Origin of the sequence: Achromobacter sp. RW408 (genome assembly GCF_003184165.1) — a bacterium.
GTDB lineage: Bacteria > Pseudomonadota > Gammaproteobacteria > Burkholderiales > Burkholderiaceae_B > Achromobacter > Achromobacter xylosoxidans.
In genome coordinates, this window is the sequence record NZ_QHHO01000049.1 from 192161 (window position 1) to 208699 (window position 16539).

Sequence of the window (16539 nt, forward strand, 5' to 3'; positions counted from 1 at the left end):
TGCGCCTGGCGCGCCAGCGGCCACGGCGCGAATCGCGAAGACCGGTGCGCGACGCCGCCCCCGACTGGCTGGATCATTGGTGGCCGCCGGCCGCGCGCAACAGCCACAACGCATCGAGCACGTGCTGCGTGGCGCGCTCGACCTGGCCATCGCGATGCGCGATGCCCAGCGGCCGCCACAGTGCCGGACGCAAGGGCCGCATGACGATGCGCGGATCGGGTTGCGGCGCGGTGGCTTCGTGCGGCAGCAGGGTCGCGCCGTATCCGGCCGCCACCAGGCTCTTGATGGCGTCGTTGTAGTTCAGCTGGATGCGCGGGCGCGGGTTCAGGCCGGCGCCGGCGAACCATTCGCCGGTCTGGCGCGACAGCCGGGTGCTGGCGTCGTTCAGGATCAGCGGCCGTTCGCCGAGCCACGCGGGCGTGACGCGCGCCGGCGCGTCCCAGGCGGCGGGCAGGAAGGCCATGATGGGATCGCGCCGCCACGGGCGCAGCACCAGGCCGGGCACGGGCGGTTGCGGCAGCGCCACCAGGCCCACGTCGAGCGTGCCGTCGCGCAATTGCTGCAGCGTTTCCTGCGAGGTCAGCACCGCCACCTGCACGTCGATGCCGGGATGTTCGCGCCCCAGGGTTTCCAGCGCGCGCGGCAGCAGATGGGCGATGGCGCCGGTGGACGCGCCCAGCCGCACCCGGCCGCCCAGGCCCTGCACCTGCCGCTGCACGTCGTCGAGCGCCTGGTCGGCGTCGGCCAGCAGGCGGCGGGCGCGTTCCAGCAGGGTGTCGCCGATGGGCGTGGGCCGCACCTGGCCGCGGGTGCGCGTGAGCAGCGGCGCGCCGATGCGGGCTTCCAGGTCGGCCACGTGCAGGCTGACGGTGGGCGGCGCCAGGTGCAGCGCGCGGGCGGCCTCGGCGAACGAGCCCAGGTCGGCGATGGCGACCAGGGTGCGCAGGCGGTCAAGGTTGATTTCACGCATGGCGGTATCGTTCAGGAAATCTGAATTCAACCGTCATGATATTCGACTTTTCCTATGCCTGGCATTGCGCAATGATGGCATCCATCCCCGCAATCCTCCGGCAGCGCGCCGGTTCTTCCGCAAAGGCACGCACATGACGCATCCTCTTGTATTCATCGATGGCGACCAGGGCACCACCGGCCTGCAGATCCACGAACGGCTGCGCGGCCGCGCCGACCTGCGCCTGCTGACCTTGCCCGAGGCCGACCGCAAGGATGCGCGGCGCCGCGCCGAGGCCATCAATGCCGCCGACATCGCCATCCTGTGCCTGCCCGACGAACCGGCGCGCCAGGCGGTGGCGTCCATCGCCAACCCCGAGGTGCGGGTGATCGACGCCAGCTCGGCGCATCGCACCACGCCCGGCTGGGTCTATGGCTTCCCCGAAATGGAGTCGGCGCAGGCGCGGCGCATCGCCGAAGCCAAGCGGGTCAGCAACCCGGGCTGCTATCCCACCGGCGCCATCGCCTTGCTGCGGCCGCTGGTGCGGGCCGGCCTGGTGCCGGCCGACTATCCGCTGGCGATCCACGCCGTGTCCGGCTATTCGGGCGGCGGGCGCGCCAGCGTCGACGCCTACGAGGCGCCGGGCGTCACGGGCGGGCTGGCCTTCCAGGTCTACGGATTGGGCCTGGCGCACAAGCACACGCCCGAAATCGAGCGCCACGCCGGTCTGTCGCAACGGCCGGTGTTCGTGCCGTCGTACGGCGCGTTCCGGCAGGGCATCGTGCTGACCGTGCCCTTGCAACTGCGCCTGCTGCCGGCCGGCGTCACGGCCGCGCAATTGCACCAATGCCTGGCCCGGCACTATGACGGCAGCCGCCACGTGCAGGTGGCGGCGCCGCAGGAGGCCGCCGCGCAGACCCATCTGGATCCGCAGGCGCTCAATGGCACCAACGACCTGCGGCTGGCGGTGCATGGCAATGAAGCGCAGGGCCAGGTGCTGCTGAGCGCCGTGTTCGACAACCTGGGCAAGGGCGCGTCGGGCGCGGCGGTGCAGAACCTGGACCTGATGCTGGAGGCGCTGGTGCCGGCCGAGGCCTGAACGCAATTGGGGCGCGCCATCGGACGCGCCCCTTGGCGCCGGCCAGCACGGCCGGCGCCGTTTCCCCTTTCAGTGCTTCACCACTTCATTTCGCCCTTGGCCACCTTGGCGCTGATCTCCAGCGAAGCGGCGGCGCCGGCTTGCGGGTAGCGCGCGCGCATCGCCTGGATCAGCGCGGCGCCGTCCTTGGCCTGGGCCGCTTCGGCCTCGAAGGCGCGCAGGTAGCCCTGGGTGTAGTGCACCGAATCCAGCGTCAACGGCGCGCCGGGAGCGTAATGGCCCGGCACCACGGTGGTGGGCTTGAGGCCCTCGATGCGGGCCAGCGTTGCCAGCCAATCGGCGCGCGATTGCGGCGTCTGCGTGTCGGCGGTCCACACGTGCAGGTTGCCGAACACCACGACGCCGCCGACCACCGCCTTGCGCGACGGGATCCAGACGAAGCTGCGGTCGGGCTGCGGGCCGTCCAGCCCGGTGATCCGCAGCGTTTCGCCTTCCAGCGTCAGGGTGTCGCCTTCCAACACTTGCGGAATGACCGCCTTGCGCGGCGCGTCGGCGCCCAGCTTCGGACCCCAGAACGCCAGCTTGGCGTCCACGGTGTCGCGGATATGGCGCACGGTGGGGGCGGTGGCCACGACCTTGGCCTGCGGAAACGCCGCCAGGACGGTGTCGAGCCCGAAGTAGAAGTCCGGGTCGCCGTGGCTGATGTAGATGGTGGTCAGCGTCTTGCCGCTGGCGCGCACCAGTGCCACCAACTGTTCGGCCTGCGACTTGCCGAACTGGGCATCGATCAGGATCGCCTCGCGTTGGCCGCTGACGAGCACGGACGAAACCTGGAAGATGGCGTCGTTGCCGGGGTTGTAAGGCGTGAGGGTCAGTTCGGTGGCGGCGGCCAGGCCGGGAGTGGACAGGGCCAGCGCCAGGACGGGCAGCAGGCGGCGCAGGGTGGGCAGGGGAGACATGGCGGTTTCCTGGAAAGAGAGGGAATGACGGCAGTCTAGTTGCGCCATTCGGTCAGATAAACCGCGATGCCTGCGCGAGTCTGTTGCGTTGATCGGTCAAATAGTGGCGGGCGGGGCGTCTCTGGCCGGATCCGCCAGGGTCTGCACCACCAGCGTGCGCAGCCAGCGCGTGCCGGGGTCGCTTTCGAAGCGCGCGTGCCAGTGCACGGTGACGCTCAGGGGCGGCAGCGCCAGCGGCAGCGGCCGGATCTCGAAGGCGCCGTCGCGGTTGAACCACACCGCCGCGCGATACGGCAGCGTGACCGTCAGGTCGGTGCGCCGCACGATTTCGGCGGCGGCCGAGAAATGCGGCAGTGTCAGGTAGGGCTGGCGGTGCAGCCCGGCCTCGCCGAGCACGTCGTCCAGCAGGCGGTGGGCGCTGGCGCGCGAGGCCACCAGGATGTGGTCCAGGCGCTTGAACTGGCCGCGGGTCAGGCCGGCCGCCAGCACGGGATGGCCGCGACGGCCCATGCAGGCGTAGCGCTCGCTGAACAGGTCGGCATGGCGCGTGTGGCGGCCCAGGCCGGCCAGGTTGCCGATGGCCAGGTCGATTTCGCCGTCCTTGAGCGCCTGCGGCAGTTGTTCCAGCGGCACCTCCACCACCTCGACCTGCAGGCGCGGCGCCAGGGCGTGCACGCGCTCCATCAGGCTGGGCAGGAACACCATTTCGCCGATGTCCGACATCGACAGACGAAAGCGCCGCGTGCTGCTGCCCGGCTCGAAATGCTGCCGCAGGCTGACGGCCTCGGCAAAGCTGTGCATGCCGCGTTCGATCGGATCTGCCAGGGCGAAGGCCACCGGCGTGGGCCGCATGCCGGCGGGCGTGCGCACGAACAGCGGATCGTCGAATTTCTCGCGCAGCCGCGCCAGGGCATAACTGACCGCGGGCTGCGTCAGCTGCAGGCGCTGGGCCGCGCGCGTGACGCTGCGTTCGTGCATCACGGTCAGGAAAACCCGCATGAGATTCAAGTCGAAGTCCATGCCCGCCCTTGTTATCAGTCAACCTTATGCAATGAATAATACCCATAAATTTGACACATAAATAGTTGATTCCTAGACTAATTTTCACGAGCCGCGGCACCGACCGCCGGCCGCCGACAACAAGGGGAAAAGCACGCCATGCAAGCGTTGACATTGCCGTCGCTGTTGCGCGACCAGGCCGCCCGCCAGGGCCGGCGTCCATGGGTCCAGGCGCCGGGTGGGGCGTTGAGCTATGCCGAGGCGCCGCAGCACGCCGCGCGCTGGGCAGCGCTGCTGGCCGCGGCCGGAGTGGCGCGCGGCGACCGCGTCGGGCTGATGGCGGGCAACCGCATCGAGTTCCTGTCGGTGGTGCTGGGCTGCGGCTGGCTGGGCGCGGTGGTCGTGCCCATCAACACCGCGTCGCGCGGCATGCAGTTGCAGCACATCCTGGCCAACAGCGGCTGTGTGCTGCTGGTGGCGGACACGGCCTCCTGTCCGGCGCTGGCCGGGCTGGACGCGGCGGGCCTGGCGTTGCGGCGCATCTGGCTGCTGGACGACGTCCCGGCCAGAGACGCCGGCGCCGACGCCGGCCTGCCGGCGCCCGCCACCCCCGTGCCGCCGTTGCCCGACGCGCCCATCCCGGCGGCCGAGCTGGGGCCGGGCGACACGCTGGCGATCCTCTACACCTCCGGCACGTCGGGCCTGTCCAAAGGCGTGTGCTGCCCGCATGCCCAGTTCCATTGGTGGGGCGTCATCGCCGCCCGCAACCTCGGGATCGGCGTCGACGACGTGCTCTACACCAGCCTGCCGCTGTTCCACACCAACGCGCTCAACGCCTGCTTCCAGGCGCTGGCGACGGGCGCCGCCATCGTCTGCGACGAGCGCTTCTCGGTCAGCCGTTATTTCGAGCGGCTGGCGGCCACCGGCGCGACCGTGACCTATCTGCTGGGTGCCATGGTGCCGATGCTGCTGGCACGCGAACCGTCCGCCGCCGAAAGCGGCCACCGCGCCCGCATCGCGCTGGCGCCAGGCGTGCCGGAACGCTTCCATGCCACCTTCACGGGCCGCACCGGCATCGCGCTGCTGGAAGGCTATGGCTCCACCGAGACCAATTTCGCGTTGGGCGGCACGCTGGCCGAGCAGCGTCCCGGCACCATGGGGCGCGTGGCGCCCGAGTTCGAGGCCATCGTGGCCGATGAGCACGACGCGCCGCTGCCCGATGGCCAGGCCGGCGAACTGCTGCTGCGCGCGCGGCCGCCGTTCGCCATCGCCACCGGCTATTTCGGCATGGCCGACAAGACGGTCGAGGCCTGGCGCAACCTGTGGTTCCACACCGGCGACCGCGTGGTGCGCGACGCCGATGGCTATTTCCGTTTCCTGGACCGCATGAAGGACGCGATCCGCCGGCGTGGCGAGAACATCTCGTCGTACGAGGTCGAGCAGGTGCTGCTGGCGCATCCGTCGGTGGCGGTGGCGGCGGTCTACGCGGTGCGCTCGGAACTGGCCGAGGACGAGGTCATGGCGGCGCTGGTGTGCAAGCCGGGCTGCGCGCTCACGCCCGAAGCATTGCTGGACTTCTGCCAGCCGCGCATGCCGTATTTCGCCGTGCCGCGCTATCTGCGCGTGCTGGACGACCTGCCGCGCACCGAGAACGGCAAGGTCCGCAAGTTCCGGTTGCGCGATGAGGGCGTGACGGATGACACCTGGGACCGCGACGCCGCCGGCTACCGCGTGGCGCGCTGAATCCCGTCCATATATAGAACAAGGGGCAAGAGCATGACGTTGGCATACCAGGGCGCGGCGCAGAGCGCCGACGAGCAGGCCCGCAGGAAGCGCACGCGGCGGGTGGTGATGGCGTCCGTCGCCGGCAACGCGATGGAGTGGTACGACTTTTTCATCTATGGCACCGCGGCGGCGCTGGTGTTCGGCGAGCTGTTCTTTCCCAAGGGCACCGACCCGCTGCTGGGCACCATGGGCGCCTTCGCCGGCTTTGCCGTGGGCTTCCTGGCGCGGCCGCTGGGCGGCGTGGTGTTCGGCCACATCGGCGACCGCTACGGCCGCAAGCTGGCGCTGGAATGGACGCTGGGCATCATGGGCGCGGCCACTTTCCTGATCGGGCTGTTGCCCACCTACGAACAGGTCGGCATCTGGGCGCCGGTGGCGATGGTGGTGCTGCGCGTGTTGCAGGGCGCGGCGGCCGGCGGCGAATGGGGTGGCGGCGTGCTGCTCATCAGCGAGGCGGTGGGCGGCAGGCGCCGCGGCTATTTCTCGTCGTTCAGCCAGTTGGGCGTGGCCGGCGGCTTCGTGCTGTCATCGGGCGTCTTCATGCTGGCGCAGCAGCTGCCGCAGGACGCCTTCATGAGCTGGGGCTGGCGCCTGCCGTTCCTGTTGAGCGTGCTGATCTTCGGCATCGGCCTCTACATCCGCAAGCACATCCCGGAAAGCGACGAGTTCGTGCAGGCCAAGAAGACCGCCAAGCGCGGCATGCCGGCGGTGGAAGTGTTCCGCCGCTATCCGCGCCAGGTGTTCACCGCCATGGGGCTGCGGGTGGCGGAGAACGGCGGTTCGTACATCTTCCTGGCGTTCGCGCTGGCCTACGGCAAGTTCCTGGGGATTCCCAACGACGTGATGCTGGGCGGGGTGCTGGCGTCCATGTTCATCGAACTGGGCACGCTGGTGTGGTTCGGCCACCTGTCGGACCGGATCGGCCGGCGCACCGTCTACCTGATCGGCTCGGCCGGGCTGATGCTGGCGGCGTTTCCGTTCTTCTGGCTGGTGCAGACCAGGGAGCCGGTGTGGATCTTCCTGGCGTTCTTCCTGGGCAACACGGTCTGCCACGCCGCCATGATCGGCACCCAGCCGGCGTACTTCGCCGAGCTGTTCCCGCCCGAGGTGCGCTACACCGGCCTGGCGCTGGGCCACGAACTGGCCTCGGTGTTCGCCGGCGGCCTGTCGCCGCTGATCGCCATGGCGCTGCTGCGCAAGTATGAATCGGCCACGCCGGTGGCGTGGTTCCTGGTGGGCATGGCGGCAATCACGGTCATCACGCTGTTGCTGACGCGCGAGCCCGCGCGGCAGGAATCGGCATGAACGCCGGCCCCGGCATCGTCGGCGTGGGCGAGACGCCCGCGCTGCGCCATCCCGAGCCCGGCTGCGACACGGCCACGCTGATCGCGCAGGCGCTGCGCCTGGCGCTGGACGATGCCGGGCTGCGCCCGGCCGACGTCGACGGCCTGGGGCTGGCCTCGTTCACGCTGCGCCCCGATCGCGCTATCGACATGGCGTGGCGGCTGGGCCTGACGCTGAACTGGTGCATGCAGGACGAGATGGGCGGCGCCAGCGCCATCAACATGCTGCGGCATGCCTGGCTGGCGCTGCGGGCCGGGCAGGCGCGCACCATCGTGCTGGTGGCTGGCGACCATTTCAGCGGCGCGGATTTCGCCGAACTGGTGGGGCGCTACAACCGCAGCGCGCAGGATTACCTGAGCCCGCTGGGCTGCGCCGGGCCGAATCCCTTGTTCGCCATGCTGACGCAGCGGCAGATGGCGCAAACCGGCCTGCGGCGCGAGGACTATGGCGCGCTGTGCGTGGCGCAGCGCGCCTGGGCGGCGGGCAATCCCAACGCCGCCTATCGCCAGCCGCTGACGCTGGCGCAGTACCTGGAGGCGCCGATGGTGGCCGAGCCGCTGGGCCGGCTCGATTGCGTGCCGGTGGTCAGTGGCGCCTGCGCGCTGGTGCTGCAAGCGCGGCCGCAGGGCGTGCGCGTCACGCTGCGGGCCAGCGGCGCGCGCTACAACGCCGACCAGCAGGAGGGCGACGGCCTGGTGACGGGCATTGCCGGGTTCGCGCCCGCGCTGTGGGCCGAGGCCGGCCTGGGGCCGGACGAGATGGACGTGATCGGCGTGTACGACGATTATCCGGCGATGGCCGTGGCCCAGCTGTGCGACCTGGGCCTGGCGCCGGCGGATGACCTGCCGGGCTTCATCGCGCGCCGCATCGCCACGCGGGACCTGCCCGTGAACACCGCGGGCGGGCAGCTGTCGGCGGGGCAGGCAGGCACGGCCGGGGGCATGCATGGGTTGGCGGAAGTGGCGCGCCAGCTGTTGGGCCGGGCCGGCGCGCGCCAGGTGGCGGGCGCGCGCCATGGCGTGGCGACCGGCTACGGCATGGTGCAGTTGCGCTACGGCATGTGCGCCAACGCGGCGGTGCTGGCCAGGGAGGACGCATGAGTTTCAGCGTGATGGAATGCGGGCAATGCGGGCACCGGGTCTACCCGGCGCGGCTGTGGTGCCCGGCCTGCGGGCACGAGCGGGCCCGCGAGGTCGCGGTGGAGCAAGCCGAGCTGCTGGCGTGGACGCGCGTGTCCGGCAAGGCGGGCGAGGGCGGCAGCGTCTTCGCCACCGTCAATGCGCTGCCGCGCGGGCCGCTGCTGGTGGTGCGCCTGCCGCAGGCGCCGCGGCACGGCGCGGGCCAACGCCTGCGCCTCTTTGGGCGAACCGAGCAGGGAGTGGCGCTGCCCTGGGCACAGGCGTTGCCCGGGATCGAAGCCGCCCCGGGCAAGGACTGACGTCCCGGGATGCTGCTGGCGGGGCCGGCTGGAACCTGCCGGCCCCGCGGCTCACTGGCCGGGGTCGGCCGCCCGGATCGCTTCCAGCCGCTGCGCCAGCGTGGCGTTCGACAGTTCGCCGACGCGCAGGTCCATCAGCCGGCCCTGGGCGTCGAGGAACAGCGTCGCGGGCAAGCCGCGGTTGCTCATCTGGCGCGAGGCGTCGCCGGCCGGGTCGAGCAGGGCGTTGGCCAGGGACGGCGCGTGTTCGTCCAGGTACTGGCGCACGGTGCTTGCCGCTTCGCCCTGATTCAGAAAGACGAAATGGATGTCGGGGTTGGCCGCCTGGGCCTGCTCGAAGGCCGGCATCTCGCGGCGGCATGGCGGGCACCAGCTGGCCCACAGGTTCACGACCGTGGGCTTGCCCTGGAAGGCGGCCAGCGTAGCGGGCTTGCCGTCGAGCTGTTGCAGCGACAGGGCCGCTAGTTGGGGCTGCGGCTGCGCCGACGGCGCCAGCAGGCGGCCGCCGCCCAGCCAGACGGCCGCGCCCAGCGCCATCGCGGCCAGCACGGCGCGGCGCGGGGCGCGGTCGCGCAGCACGGCGTAGGCGCCGTAGAGCAGCGCCGCGGCCAGGCCGGCCGGGCCGGTCCAGCCGCCGTCGCGCAGGTCCAGGATCTTGATTGGATCCTGCAGGAAGTGATCGCGGTATTGCCAGACGAAGGCCAGCCGGGCCACCAGCAGGCCCAGCAGCAGGCAGCGCCACAATGCGCGGCCGGCGTCCTCGGCGCGCGCGCCGGCCAGCAGGCGGCCGGCGACCAGGCCGACGACGACGGCGGCCGCCAGCAGCGCCAGTTCGATGGGAAAGACCAGGGGGCCAAGACGGAGGGCGGGACTCATGCGGCGCGCTCCCGGCGCGCGGCCAGGGCGGGGCGGCCGTTGCTGCGAAATTCCATGGCGTGATGCGAGTAGGGGGAAGGCCCAAGCCTAGCATGTCGTTGCGATATGCTCTGACGTCCTCCATTGCCGTCGTGTGCCCCAGATGAAACCGCTGCCTTCGCTGTTGCCCCTGATCCAAGCGCCGATGGTCGGCTCCTTCAGCCCGCTGGCGATTGCCGCCTGCCGCGCCGGCGCGCTCGGGTCGCTGGCCTGTGCCGCGCTCGGTCCGGACGCGCTGCGCGAGCAGATCGCCGCCATCCGCGCCGAGACCGACGCGCCGTTCAACCTGAATTTCTTCAGCCACACCCCGCCGGCCACCGACGAGGCGGCCCAGGCCCGCTGGCGCGAGACGCTGGCGCCGTACTACCGCGAGGCCGGGCTGGAGCTGTCGGCCGCCGGCAGCGGCCCGGGCCGCGCGCCGTTCGACGAGGCCATGTGCCAGGTGGTCGAGGAACTGCGGCCAGCGGTGGTCAGCTTCCATTTCGGCTTGCCGGACGAGGCGCTGCTCGAGCGGGTGCGGCGCGCCGGGGCCATGGTGCTGTCGTCCGCCACCACGGTCGAAGAGGCGCGCTGGCTCGACGCCCGTGGCGTGGATGCCATCATCGCCCAGGGCGTGGAGGCCGGCGGCCATCGCGGCATGTTCCTGACCGACGACATCGGCGCCCAGCCGGGCCTGTACGCCTTGCTGCCCCAGGTGGTGGACGCTGTCGGCGTGCCGGTGATCGCGGCCGGCGGCATCGCCGATGGGCGCGGGATCGCCGCGTCCTTCGCGCTCGGCGCGGCGGCGGCGCAGCTGGGCACCGCCTATCTGCTGACGCCGCAGGCGGGCCGCTCGGCCATCCACCGCCAGGCGGTGCGCGCGGCGCGCGACGACGCCACGCGCCTGACCAATCTGTACACCGGCCGCCCGGCGCGCGGGCTGTTGACGCGCTTCATGCGCGAACAGGGGCCGATGAGCGCGGTGGCGCCCGCGTTTCCACTGGCGACCGGGGCGGTCGATCCGCTGCGGGCGGCGGTGGAAAAGCGCGGCAGCGGCGATTTCTCGCTGCTCTGGTCGGGCGAAGCCGCCGCGCTGGCGCGCGAGACCGACGCCGAGGCCCTGACCCGCCAGTTGTGGGACGACGCGCTCGACTGCGCCGCCGGCCTGCGCGCGGGCATGGCGGCGCGGGCGGGCTAGTGTGCTGTCCCGTAGATGCGTCCGCATGACGAAATTCATCCCTTGGCGTCAGGGCTAGGCGCAAACCGCAGTGCTACCCGTAGGTATCGCGAGGATTTGCAACGACGCCATGGCGTCAAGGGGTGGATTTCGTGCGGGCGTATCTGCGGGACAGCACACTAGTGCATTGCCGGCGAGGCCGGCAGTTTGACGCCGGGGCCGCGCATCACGCGGATGCCCAGGTCGGCCAGGATGCGTCGCGTTTCGCTGTCCGGCACGTCTTCCGCGTAGACGTCGATGCGCAGTTTACGGGCGGTTTCCAGCACCGAGGCAGTCAATTGCTGGCTGCCCGGACTTTGCGACATGCCGCCGACGAAACCGCCGCCCAGCTTCACATAGGACAGGGGCAGGGTGTGCAGTTGCGCCACCGCGCCGAACTGCTGCGCCAGGCGGCGCACGCCGATATGCGCGCCGAACTCGGTCGCCACCCGCGCCAGCGTGGCGATCTGTTCGTGGCATTCGACCAGCCCGTGCGCGTCGATTTCGAGAAACAGGCGGCGCGCCAGCGCCTTGCGTTCGGTCAGCAACAAGGCCAGCTGGCGGAAGTACTTCTGGCCGCGCAGCGAGGGCAGGGCGACGCGCAACGTCAACTCGCCATCGTGGCTGGCGAGCCAGTCCAGCCCCAGGGCGACCGCCTCCAGGTCGCAGTCGGCAACCAGGTCCAGCCGCACGGCGGGCGGAATGAAAAGCGTGGCGGGGATCGGCGCCTGGTCGGCGGCGATGCGCAACATCAGCATGGCTTCCGTGCGGATGGGCGCGCCGCCGGCGTCGCACAGCGGCTCGGTGGCCAGCTCGAAACGGTGCGCTTCCAGGGCCGACAGGATGGCATCCTTCCAGGCCCGTTCGCCCGACTCGGACGGCGACTGGGCATCCGCCGCGCCGGCGATCACGACCTGATCATTGCCGGCGCTCTCGGCCCGCATCAGGCCGAAATCGAGCCGTGACAGCACCGGGCCGGCCTGGTTGCCGCGGCTGTAGTCGGCCATGGCCTGGGCCCAGCGGCACAGGTGGCCTTCACCCACCGGGATGCGCGAGGCGTGCAGGTCGGCCCGCAACTGCTCGGCGATCATCATGGCCTGCGGCGCGGCGCAGCCCGGCAGCAGCAAAGCGAAATCCGATCCGTTCAGGCGTGCCAGCAGCGGATCGGCCACGTGCAGGGACTTGAGCGAGGCCTGGATGCGTTCGCAGGCGGTGCGCAGCCACTGGTCGATGAATTCGCGCGGCATGTGGCGGTTCAGGTCGGCCAGGTCGCGCTGGCGGAACACCAGCACGTGGCCGCCGTCGATGCCGGTGCGGGCCGATGCCGGGCCGGCGGCGGGACCGGCGTCGAGCGCGCGGCGGAATTCGTTGACGAAATACTTGCGATTCGGCAGGCGCGTGACGGGGTCCTGGTTCAGTTCCAGCTCCAGGGATTCGATCTTGGCGTTCTGTTCCTCGACGCTGGCGTAGACCCGTTCACGGGTCTGGTTCAGCGCCTGGACCACGCCGGACAGCTCGGGCACGCGCGCTTCCATCTGCTGCGGCGGCGAGTCCTGGCCGATGCTGCGGACGTGGTCGCTGACCTCGCGCAACAAGCGGTTCTTGATCCATCCCACCAGCGCGAAGGCGAACAGCGCCCAGATCAGGCCGGCTCCCAGCACCAGCGCGATCATGCGCAGGCTGCTGCGCCACAGGGCTTCCCAGGCGTAGGCGTCGTTGGCCACCAGCGTCACTTCGCCGATCTGGCGCCAGCCGTCGCTGACCGCGTGCGAGGCCGAGCGCGCATCCAGCGGCGCCAGCGCGCGGAACCAGGCCGGCACCGAGGCCGCCGTGGCGGTCGACTGGCGTTCGATCAGGACCTTGCCTTCCGGGTCGGCCAGCCGCACCAGCGAGAAATGGCCGCCGTCGTACAGCGCCGACACCAGCAGTTCCTGCACCACCGGGTCATTGTTGGCCGGCTGCGACAGCGACAGTGCCAGCGACACGGCGGCGTCGGTGGCCTGCACCTGCAATTGCCCGGACAGGTATTCGCGCGCGGCGTTGACGCTGAGCGCCAGGGTGCCCAGCAGGATGACGCCGATCGCGAGGGTTACGCTGAGCAGTAGCTGTCGAAGTATGGACATAGTCTTGGTTCCGGACGTCAGGGGCGTATGCCTTCCCGTTCCATGCGTTGGAGTAGATCGCGCCAGCGGCTGAGACGGTCAACCGGTGCGGCGGGTTTGCCGTCGACGTAGACGCCATCGGCGTTGAAGCTGAAGACCGGCGTCAGGTCGCGCCGTTGCGACGCCGGCAGGATGGTCGAGACCAGGCTGTCCAGCACCAGCGGTACCGCATTGGGTGTTTCGTAGTAGCCCAGCACCATGTGGGCGATCTGGCTGCTGCTGGCCGGGCCGCCCACGCGCGCGCGGACATAGATGAAGCGCAGTTTGTTGGCCGGCACGCCCATCGACAGCAGGGTGAAATACTTGCCGATGACATAGTCTTCGCAATCGCCCGCGCCCTTGCCCAGCGATTCGAGCGGGGTGGCCCAGTAGTCATCCTTGCCCCAGATCGTGATGTCCTCGCCGGACAGCAGTGCGCGGTTCCAGAAATCGTTGGCCAGCGTCAGCCGGTCCTTTTCCAGCGGCGGCGCCGCGCCGCGCAGCAATTGCAGCCAGTTCGTTACCGCCTTTGCGCCGCGCGCGCCATAGCGGCTGGCCGACAGGCTTTGCAGCTTCTCGGCGTTGATCTCCAGGGCGGAACTTCCGCCCCAGCCGCAAGCCAGGCAGAGCAAAACCAGTCGGCACAGATTCAGCGTGGCGCGGAAACGGCGGGTTGATCGCATGAAACGGATTTTCACATTTTTCCGGGTGATCCAGTCGATATCCGGAAAAAAACCCCGCGCCGCCTGCGCGCCGCGTCGCCATACCTTGTCATCCGAACGGGCAGGGCCGCGCAATGGCCCTGCCCGCAGGCTGCTTAGCTGTGGTCGACGTTCAGTTTGCCCTTCTGCAACAGGTCATTGATGATGGCCTGGTTGTTCAGCTGGCCGCCCTGCGTCAGGTCGACGTTCTCCAGCACGATCTTCTGGTCCGCGCCCTGGGTGCCAAGCTTGCCCTGGGTGTTGACGTCGATGACCGTGTTGTTGCCTTCCTTGTGGAAGTTCAGGTATTGCGTCAGGGTGCCATCCTTTTCGCCGACCAGCAGGTCCTTCAGGTCCAGGACGTCGCCGCCATCGGCGGGCTTGTCCAGCGAGAAGTCCTTGATGGTGTCGACGGCCGGCTTGGCGGTCGTGCCCTGGTCGCCCAGTTCCCACTTGAAGGTATCGCTGCCGGCGCCGCCGATCAGCGTGTCGTCGCCCTTGCCGCCGATCAGCAGGTCGTTGCCGTTGCCGCCTTCCAGCGTGTCGTTGCCCGAGCCGCCATGCAGCACGTCGTTGCCTTCGCCGCCGTACAGCTTGTCGTCGCCGGCGCCACCATAGATGATGTCGTTGCCATCGTCGCCGTACAGGGTATCGTTGCCGCCCTGGCCGTAGATGATGTCGTCGCCGGTGCCGCCGTGGATCGTGTCATCGCCGCCGCGCGGGTCGTCGGCCAGGTTGAAGTCGGCGTGGTGGTCCTTGATGTACTGGTACAGGTCGCCGTTGGTGGGCGCATGTCCGTCGCGCATCTCCAGGAACACTTGCAGCGCTTTCAGGCCCGAGCCCTGCACCAGGTCGGCGGGGCGGCCGCCCACCGAGGCCCAGTTCAGCACGTTGCCATCGGTGTTGAGGGTGTCGCCGAAGATGATGTCGTGGCCCGCGCCGCCGTTGATGATGTCGTTGCCGACGGCGGCCGGATCGGTGCTGGACGAACCGCCCTGCAGTGCCGCCGCCAGGTCCTTGGCGGTGTTGACGATCTGCGGCTGGCCGACAGCGCCGGTGATGTTCGTGCCTTCGATCCGGACCGTGCCCGTTCCCGTGGTGCTCGAGTTGTCAAAGAACTTCAGGTAGGCCTCGTTGACCCCCGTGCCGATGCCGATGGCGTGCACGGTGCTCTTGCCGCTCAGGCCCTTGAACTTGTCGACCGCGTCCTTCATGTCGTAGTAGTTCGTGGTGCTGCCGCCCGACCACCAGTCGCCGTTGCTGCCACGGTTGCTGAAGGTCGGATCGCCGTCCGTCAGGAAGTACGTGACGTTCTCGAAGGCCTGGCCGTTGGAGGAGGTCGGCTGCTTGTTGAACCACTTCACGGCTTCGTCGAACGCGCCTTCGTAGTTGGTGCCGCCGCTGGCGCTGAGCTTCTCGATGGCCTTGATGAGGTCGCCGACGTTGCTCGCGTTCAAGCCGTTGATCGTGTACTTGGTGCTGGCCGTCGATTCGAAGCCGATCAGCGCCACGTTGACGATACCGTCATGGCCCTTGAGGGTGTTCGCCAGGTTCTTGAGCGCGTCGATGGTCAGCTGCATGCGCGTCAGGCCCTTGGTGCCGGAGGCTTCCGACATACTGCCCGACGTGTCCACCACGATCGCGATGTTGTAGTTCTTGCCCGGTTCGACCGTGGTGACGGTGCCGCCCTTGTCGCCAAGGATGACGTCGTCGCCGCTGCCGCCGTTGATGGGCGGCTTGGTGCCGGTGCCGCTGCCGTCGTTGTCGCCCGAGATGAAGTTGTTGGTCTTGATGGCGAAGTTGTAGTCGCCCGACGTGTCCTTGCCGCCGTTGGCGGTGCCGCCATCGTCGCGCACCTGGAAGCCGAACGAGGTGTCCTGGCCCGAGGCTGAAGGCGTGTAGACCAGTTTGCCCGCGGCGATGTCCGCGGCCGAAACCACGGTATTGACCGAGATTGCCTGGCCGTTGAGCGTCAGGGTGCCGTCCGTCGGCAGGCGTGTGATGATGACGCTGTCGAGCTGGTTGCCCTCGGCGCCGTCATTGAAGTTGAACTCGGCGGCGGTGAAGGTGTGGCTGCTGCCGGCATCGACGCTGGTGGCGTTGTCGGCGGCCACCGGCGCGTCGTTGGTGCCGATCACGTCGACCGTGATCAGCTGCTTGCCGGTGCCATCGGCCGAGACGACCTCGAAGGTTTCCTTCAGCACGGCGCCCGGCGGCAGATCCTGGACCACCTTCAGGCTGTTGTTCAGCGTGTAGGTCCAGTTGCCATTGGCGTCGATCGAGAACGTGCCGTACTTGCCCGCCACGTTGCTCTGGGCGATCAGCGCGCTCTGGCCGGCGTCGGCGTCCGAGACCGTCAGCTTGCCGGTGGTGACCAGCGTCTTGTCCTCGATCACGGCGCCGGTGGACTGGCCGGTGATCTTGGCGATGTCGTTGGTGCCGGTGACGGTAACGGTGATGTCCTTGACCGCCGTGCCGCCATGGCCATCGTCCACCGTGACCTTGATGGTGTCGGTCACGGTTTCGCCTTCCTTCAGGGCCTGGACCTTGGTGCTGGCGTTGTCCAGCGTATAGGTCCACTTGCCGTTCTGATCGACGGTGAAGGTGCCGTACTGGCCCTTGCCCTCGTTGTTGATGGACCAGGTGTGCGTGTCGTTGGTGTCGACATCGGTCTTGGTCAGTTGGCCGGTGGTGACCAGCGTGCCGTCTTCCTTGACGGCGCCGGTGGCGGTGCCGCCGATGGTCGGGGCGTCGTTGGTGCCGGTGATGTCGATGGTGATGACCTGCGTGGCCTTGCCGCCGTTGCCGTCGTCCACGGTCACCGTGATGGAGTCAGTGGCCTTCTGGCCTTCGGCCAGGGCCTGGACCTTGGCGCTGTTGTTGTCCAGCACATAGGTCCACTTGCCGCTCTGGTCGAGCGTGAAGGTGCCGTACTGGCCCTTGCCCTCATTGTTGACGGACCAGGTGTGCTTGTCGTTGACGTCGACGTCGGTCTTGGTCAGTTGGCCGGACGT

At 69.5% G+C, this 16539-nt stretch carries 11 protein-coding genes and 2 pseudogenes; 6 read left to right on the forward strand and 7 right to left on the reverse strand.

Annotated elements, in window-relative coordinates:
* Nucleotides 1–73: 73 nt before the first annotated feature.
* On the reverse strand, nt 74–970 hold the full coding sequence (locus DK459_RS20365; RefSeq protein WP_020927786.1) for a LysR family transcriptional regulator: 897 nt from the start codon (nt 968–970) through the stop codon (nt 74–76).
* Nucleotides 971–1103: 133 nt separating this feature from the next.
* Here DK459_RS20365 and argC point away from each other — a divergent pair, with 133 nt between their 5' ends.
* Nucleotides 1104–2048, forward strand: a complete 945-nt coding sequence (argC, locus tag DK459_RS20370) for an N-acetyl-gamma-glutamyl-phosphate reductase (RefSeq protein WP_110135246.1) — start codon at nt 1104–1106, stop codon at nt 2046–2048.
* A gap of 77 nt (nt 2049–2125) precedes the next feature.
* Here argC and DK459_RS20375 read toward each other — a convergent pair whose 3' ends face one another.
* Both DK459_RS20375 and DK459_RS20380 read right to left on the reverse strand, forming a co-directional pair.
* The gene (locus tag DK459_RS20375; protein WP_110135027.1) at nt 2126–3007 is read right to left on the reverse strand and encodes an MBL fold metallo-hydrolase; all 882 of its coding nucleotides are present in this window, start codon (nt 3005–3007) and stop codon (nt 2126–2128) included.
* Nucleotides 3008–3103: 96 nt separating this feature from the next.
* Nucleotides 3104–4027, reverse strand: coding sequence for a LysR family transcriptional regulator (locus DK459_RS20380; protein ID WP_110135028.1), 924 nt, complete (start codon nt 4025–4027; stop codon nt 3104–3106).
* Nucleotides 4028–4153: 126 nt separating this feature from the next.
* Here DK459_RS20380 and DK459_RS20385 point away from each other — a divergent pair.
* From DK459_RS20385 to DK459_RS20400, 4 genes and pseudogenes are all read left to right on the forward strand, one after another.
* Nucleotides 4154–5749 (forward strand): annotated as a pseudogene (locus DK459_RS20385) (ATP-dependent acyl-CoA ligase); the annotation flags it as partial.
* Between the two features lie 33 nt (nt 5750–5782).
* Entirely contained in the window at nt 5783–7096 is a 1314-nt protein-coding gene (locus DK459_RS20390) for an MFS transporter (protein WP_020927781.1), read from the forward strand.
* The gene (locus DK459_RS20395) at nt 7093–8235 is read left to right on the forward strand and encodes a thiolase family protein (protein ID WP_038503588.1); all 1143 of its coding nucleotides are present in this window, start codon (nt 7093–7095) and stop codon (nt 8233–8235) included. Before DK459_RS20390 ends, DK459_RS20395 begins: the two co-directional genes overlap by 4 nt.
* The gene (locus DK459_RS20400; RefSeq protein WP_020927779.1) at nt 8232–8573 is read left to right on the forward strand and encodes a hypothetical protein; all 342 of its coding nucleotides are present in this window, start codon (nt 8232–8234) and stop codon (nt 8571–8573) included. The genes DK459_RS20395 and DK459_RS20400 overlap by 4 nt, the downstream gene beginning before the upstream one ends.
* A 51-nt stretch (nt 8574–8624) precedes the next feature.
* On the opposite strand, the gene DK459_RS20405 is transcribed toward DK459_RS20400, so the two are convergent.
* The gene (locus tag DK459_RS20405) at nt 8625–9449 is read right to left on the reverse strand and encodes a TlpA disulfide reductase family protein (protein ID WP_054437957.1); all 825 of its coding nucleotides are present in this window, start codon (nt 9447–9449) and stop codon (nt 8625–8627) included.
* Between the two features lie 142 nt (nt 9450–9591).
* On the opposite strand from DK459_RS20405, the gene DK459_RS20410 reads away from it, so the two are divergent.
* Complete coding sequence (locus DK459_RS20410) at nt 9592–10665, forward strand: nitronate monooxygenase family protein (RefSeq protein WP_024068924.1); 1074 nt, start codon at nt 9592–9594, stop codon at nt 10663–10665.
* 158 nt (nt 10666–10823) lie between these two features.
* Here the strand turns inward: DK459_RS20410 and DK459_RS20415 are convergent, their stop codons facing one another.
* The 3 genes and pseudogenes from DK459_RS20415 to artA form a co-directional block, all read right to left on the reverse strand.
* Nucleotides 10824–12806: a LapD/MoxY N-terminal periplasmic domain-containing protein gene (locus DK459_RS20415; protein WP_024068377.1), complete on the reverse strand. Its 1983-nt coding sequence runs from the start codon at nt 12804–12806 to the stop codon at nt 10824–10826.
* 17 nt (nt 12807–12823) lie between these two features.
* A complete protein-coding gene (locus DK459_RS20420) occupies nt 12824–13507 on the reverse strand; it encodes a transglutaminase-like cysteine peptidase (RefSeq protein ID WP_085941773.1) in 684 nt (227 codons plus the stop codon).
* A gap of 134 nt (nt 13508–13641) precedes the next feature.
* Nucleotides 13642–16539 (reverse strand): annotated as a pseudogene (artA, locus tag DK459_RS31035) (RTX adhesin); the annotation flags it as partial.

Bases quoted from the DNA above. Each gene is read 5' to 3' on its own strand.
- DK459_RS20395 (WP_038503588.1), top strand. From the start codon at position 7,093: ATGAACGCCGGCCCCGGCATCGTCGGCGTGGGCGAGACGCCCGCGCTG.
- DK459_RS20410 (WP_024068924.1), top strand. From the start codon at position 9,592: ATGAAACCGCTGCCTTCGCTGTTGCCCCTGATCCAAGCGCCGATGGTC.
- DK459_RS20420 (WP_085941773.1), bottom strand. From the start codon at position 13,507: ATGCGATCAACCCGCCGTTTCCGCGCCACGCTGAATCTGTGCCGACTG.
- DK459_RS20390 (WP_020927781.1), top strand. From the start codon at position 5,783: ATGACGTTGGCATACCAGGGCGCGGCGCAGAGCGCCGACGAGCAGGCC.
- DK459_RS20405 (WP_054437957.1), bottom strand. From the start codon at position 9,449: ATGAGTCCCGCCCTCCGTCTTGGCCCCCTGGTCTTTCCCATCGAACTG.
- DK459_RS20380 (WP_110135028.1), bottom strand. From the start codon at position 4,027: ATGGACTTCGACTTGAATCTCATGCGGGTTTTCCTGACCGTGATGCAC.
- DK459_RS20365 (WP_020927786.1), bottom strand. From the start codon at position 970: ATGCGTGAAATCAACCTTGACCGCCTGCGCACCCTGGTCGCCATCGCC.
- DK459_RS20400 (WP_020927779.1), top strand. From the start codon at position 8,232: ATGAGTTTCAGCGTGATGGAATGCGGGCAATGCGGGCACCGGGTCTAC.
- DK459_RS20375 (WP_110135027.1), bottom strand. From the start codon at position 3,007: ATGTCTCCCCTGCCCACCCTGCGCCGCCTGCTGCCCGTCCTGGCGCTG.
- DK459_RS20415 (WP_024068377.1), bottom strand. From the start codon at position 12,806: ATGTCCATACTTCGACAGCTACTGCTCAGCGTAACCCTCGCGATCGGC.
- argC (WP_110135246.1), top strand. From the start codon at position 1,104: ATGACGCATCCTCTTGTATTCATCGATGGCGACCAGGGCACCACCGGC.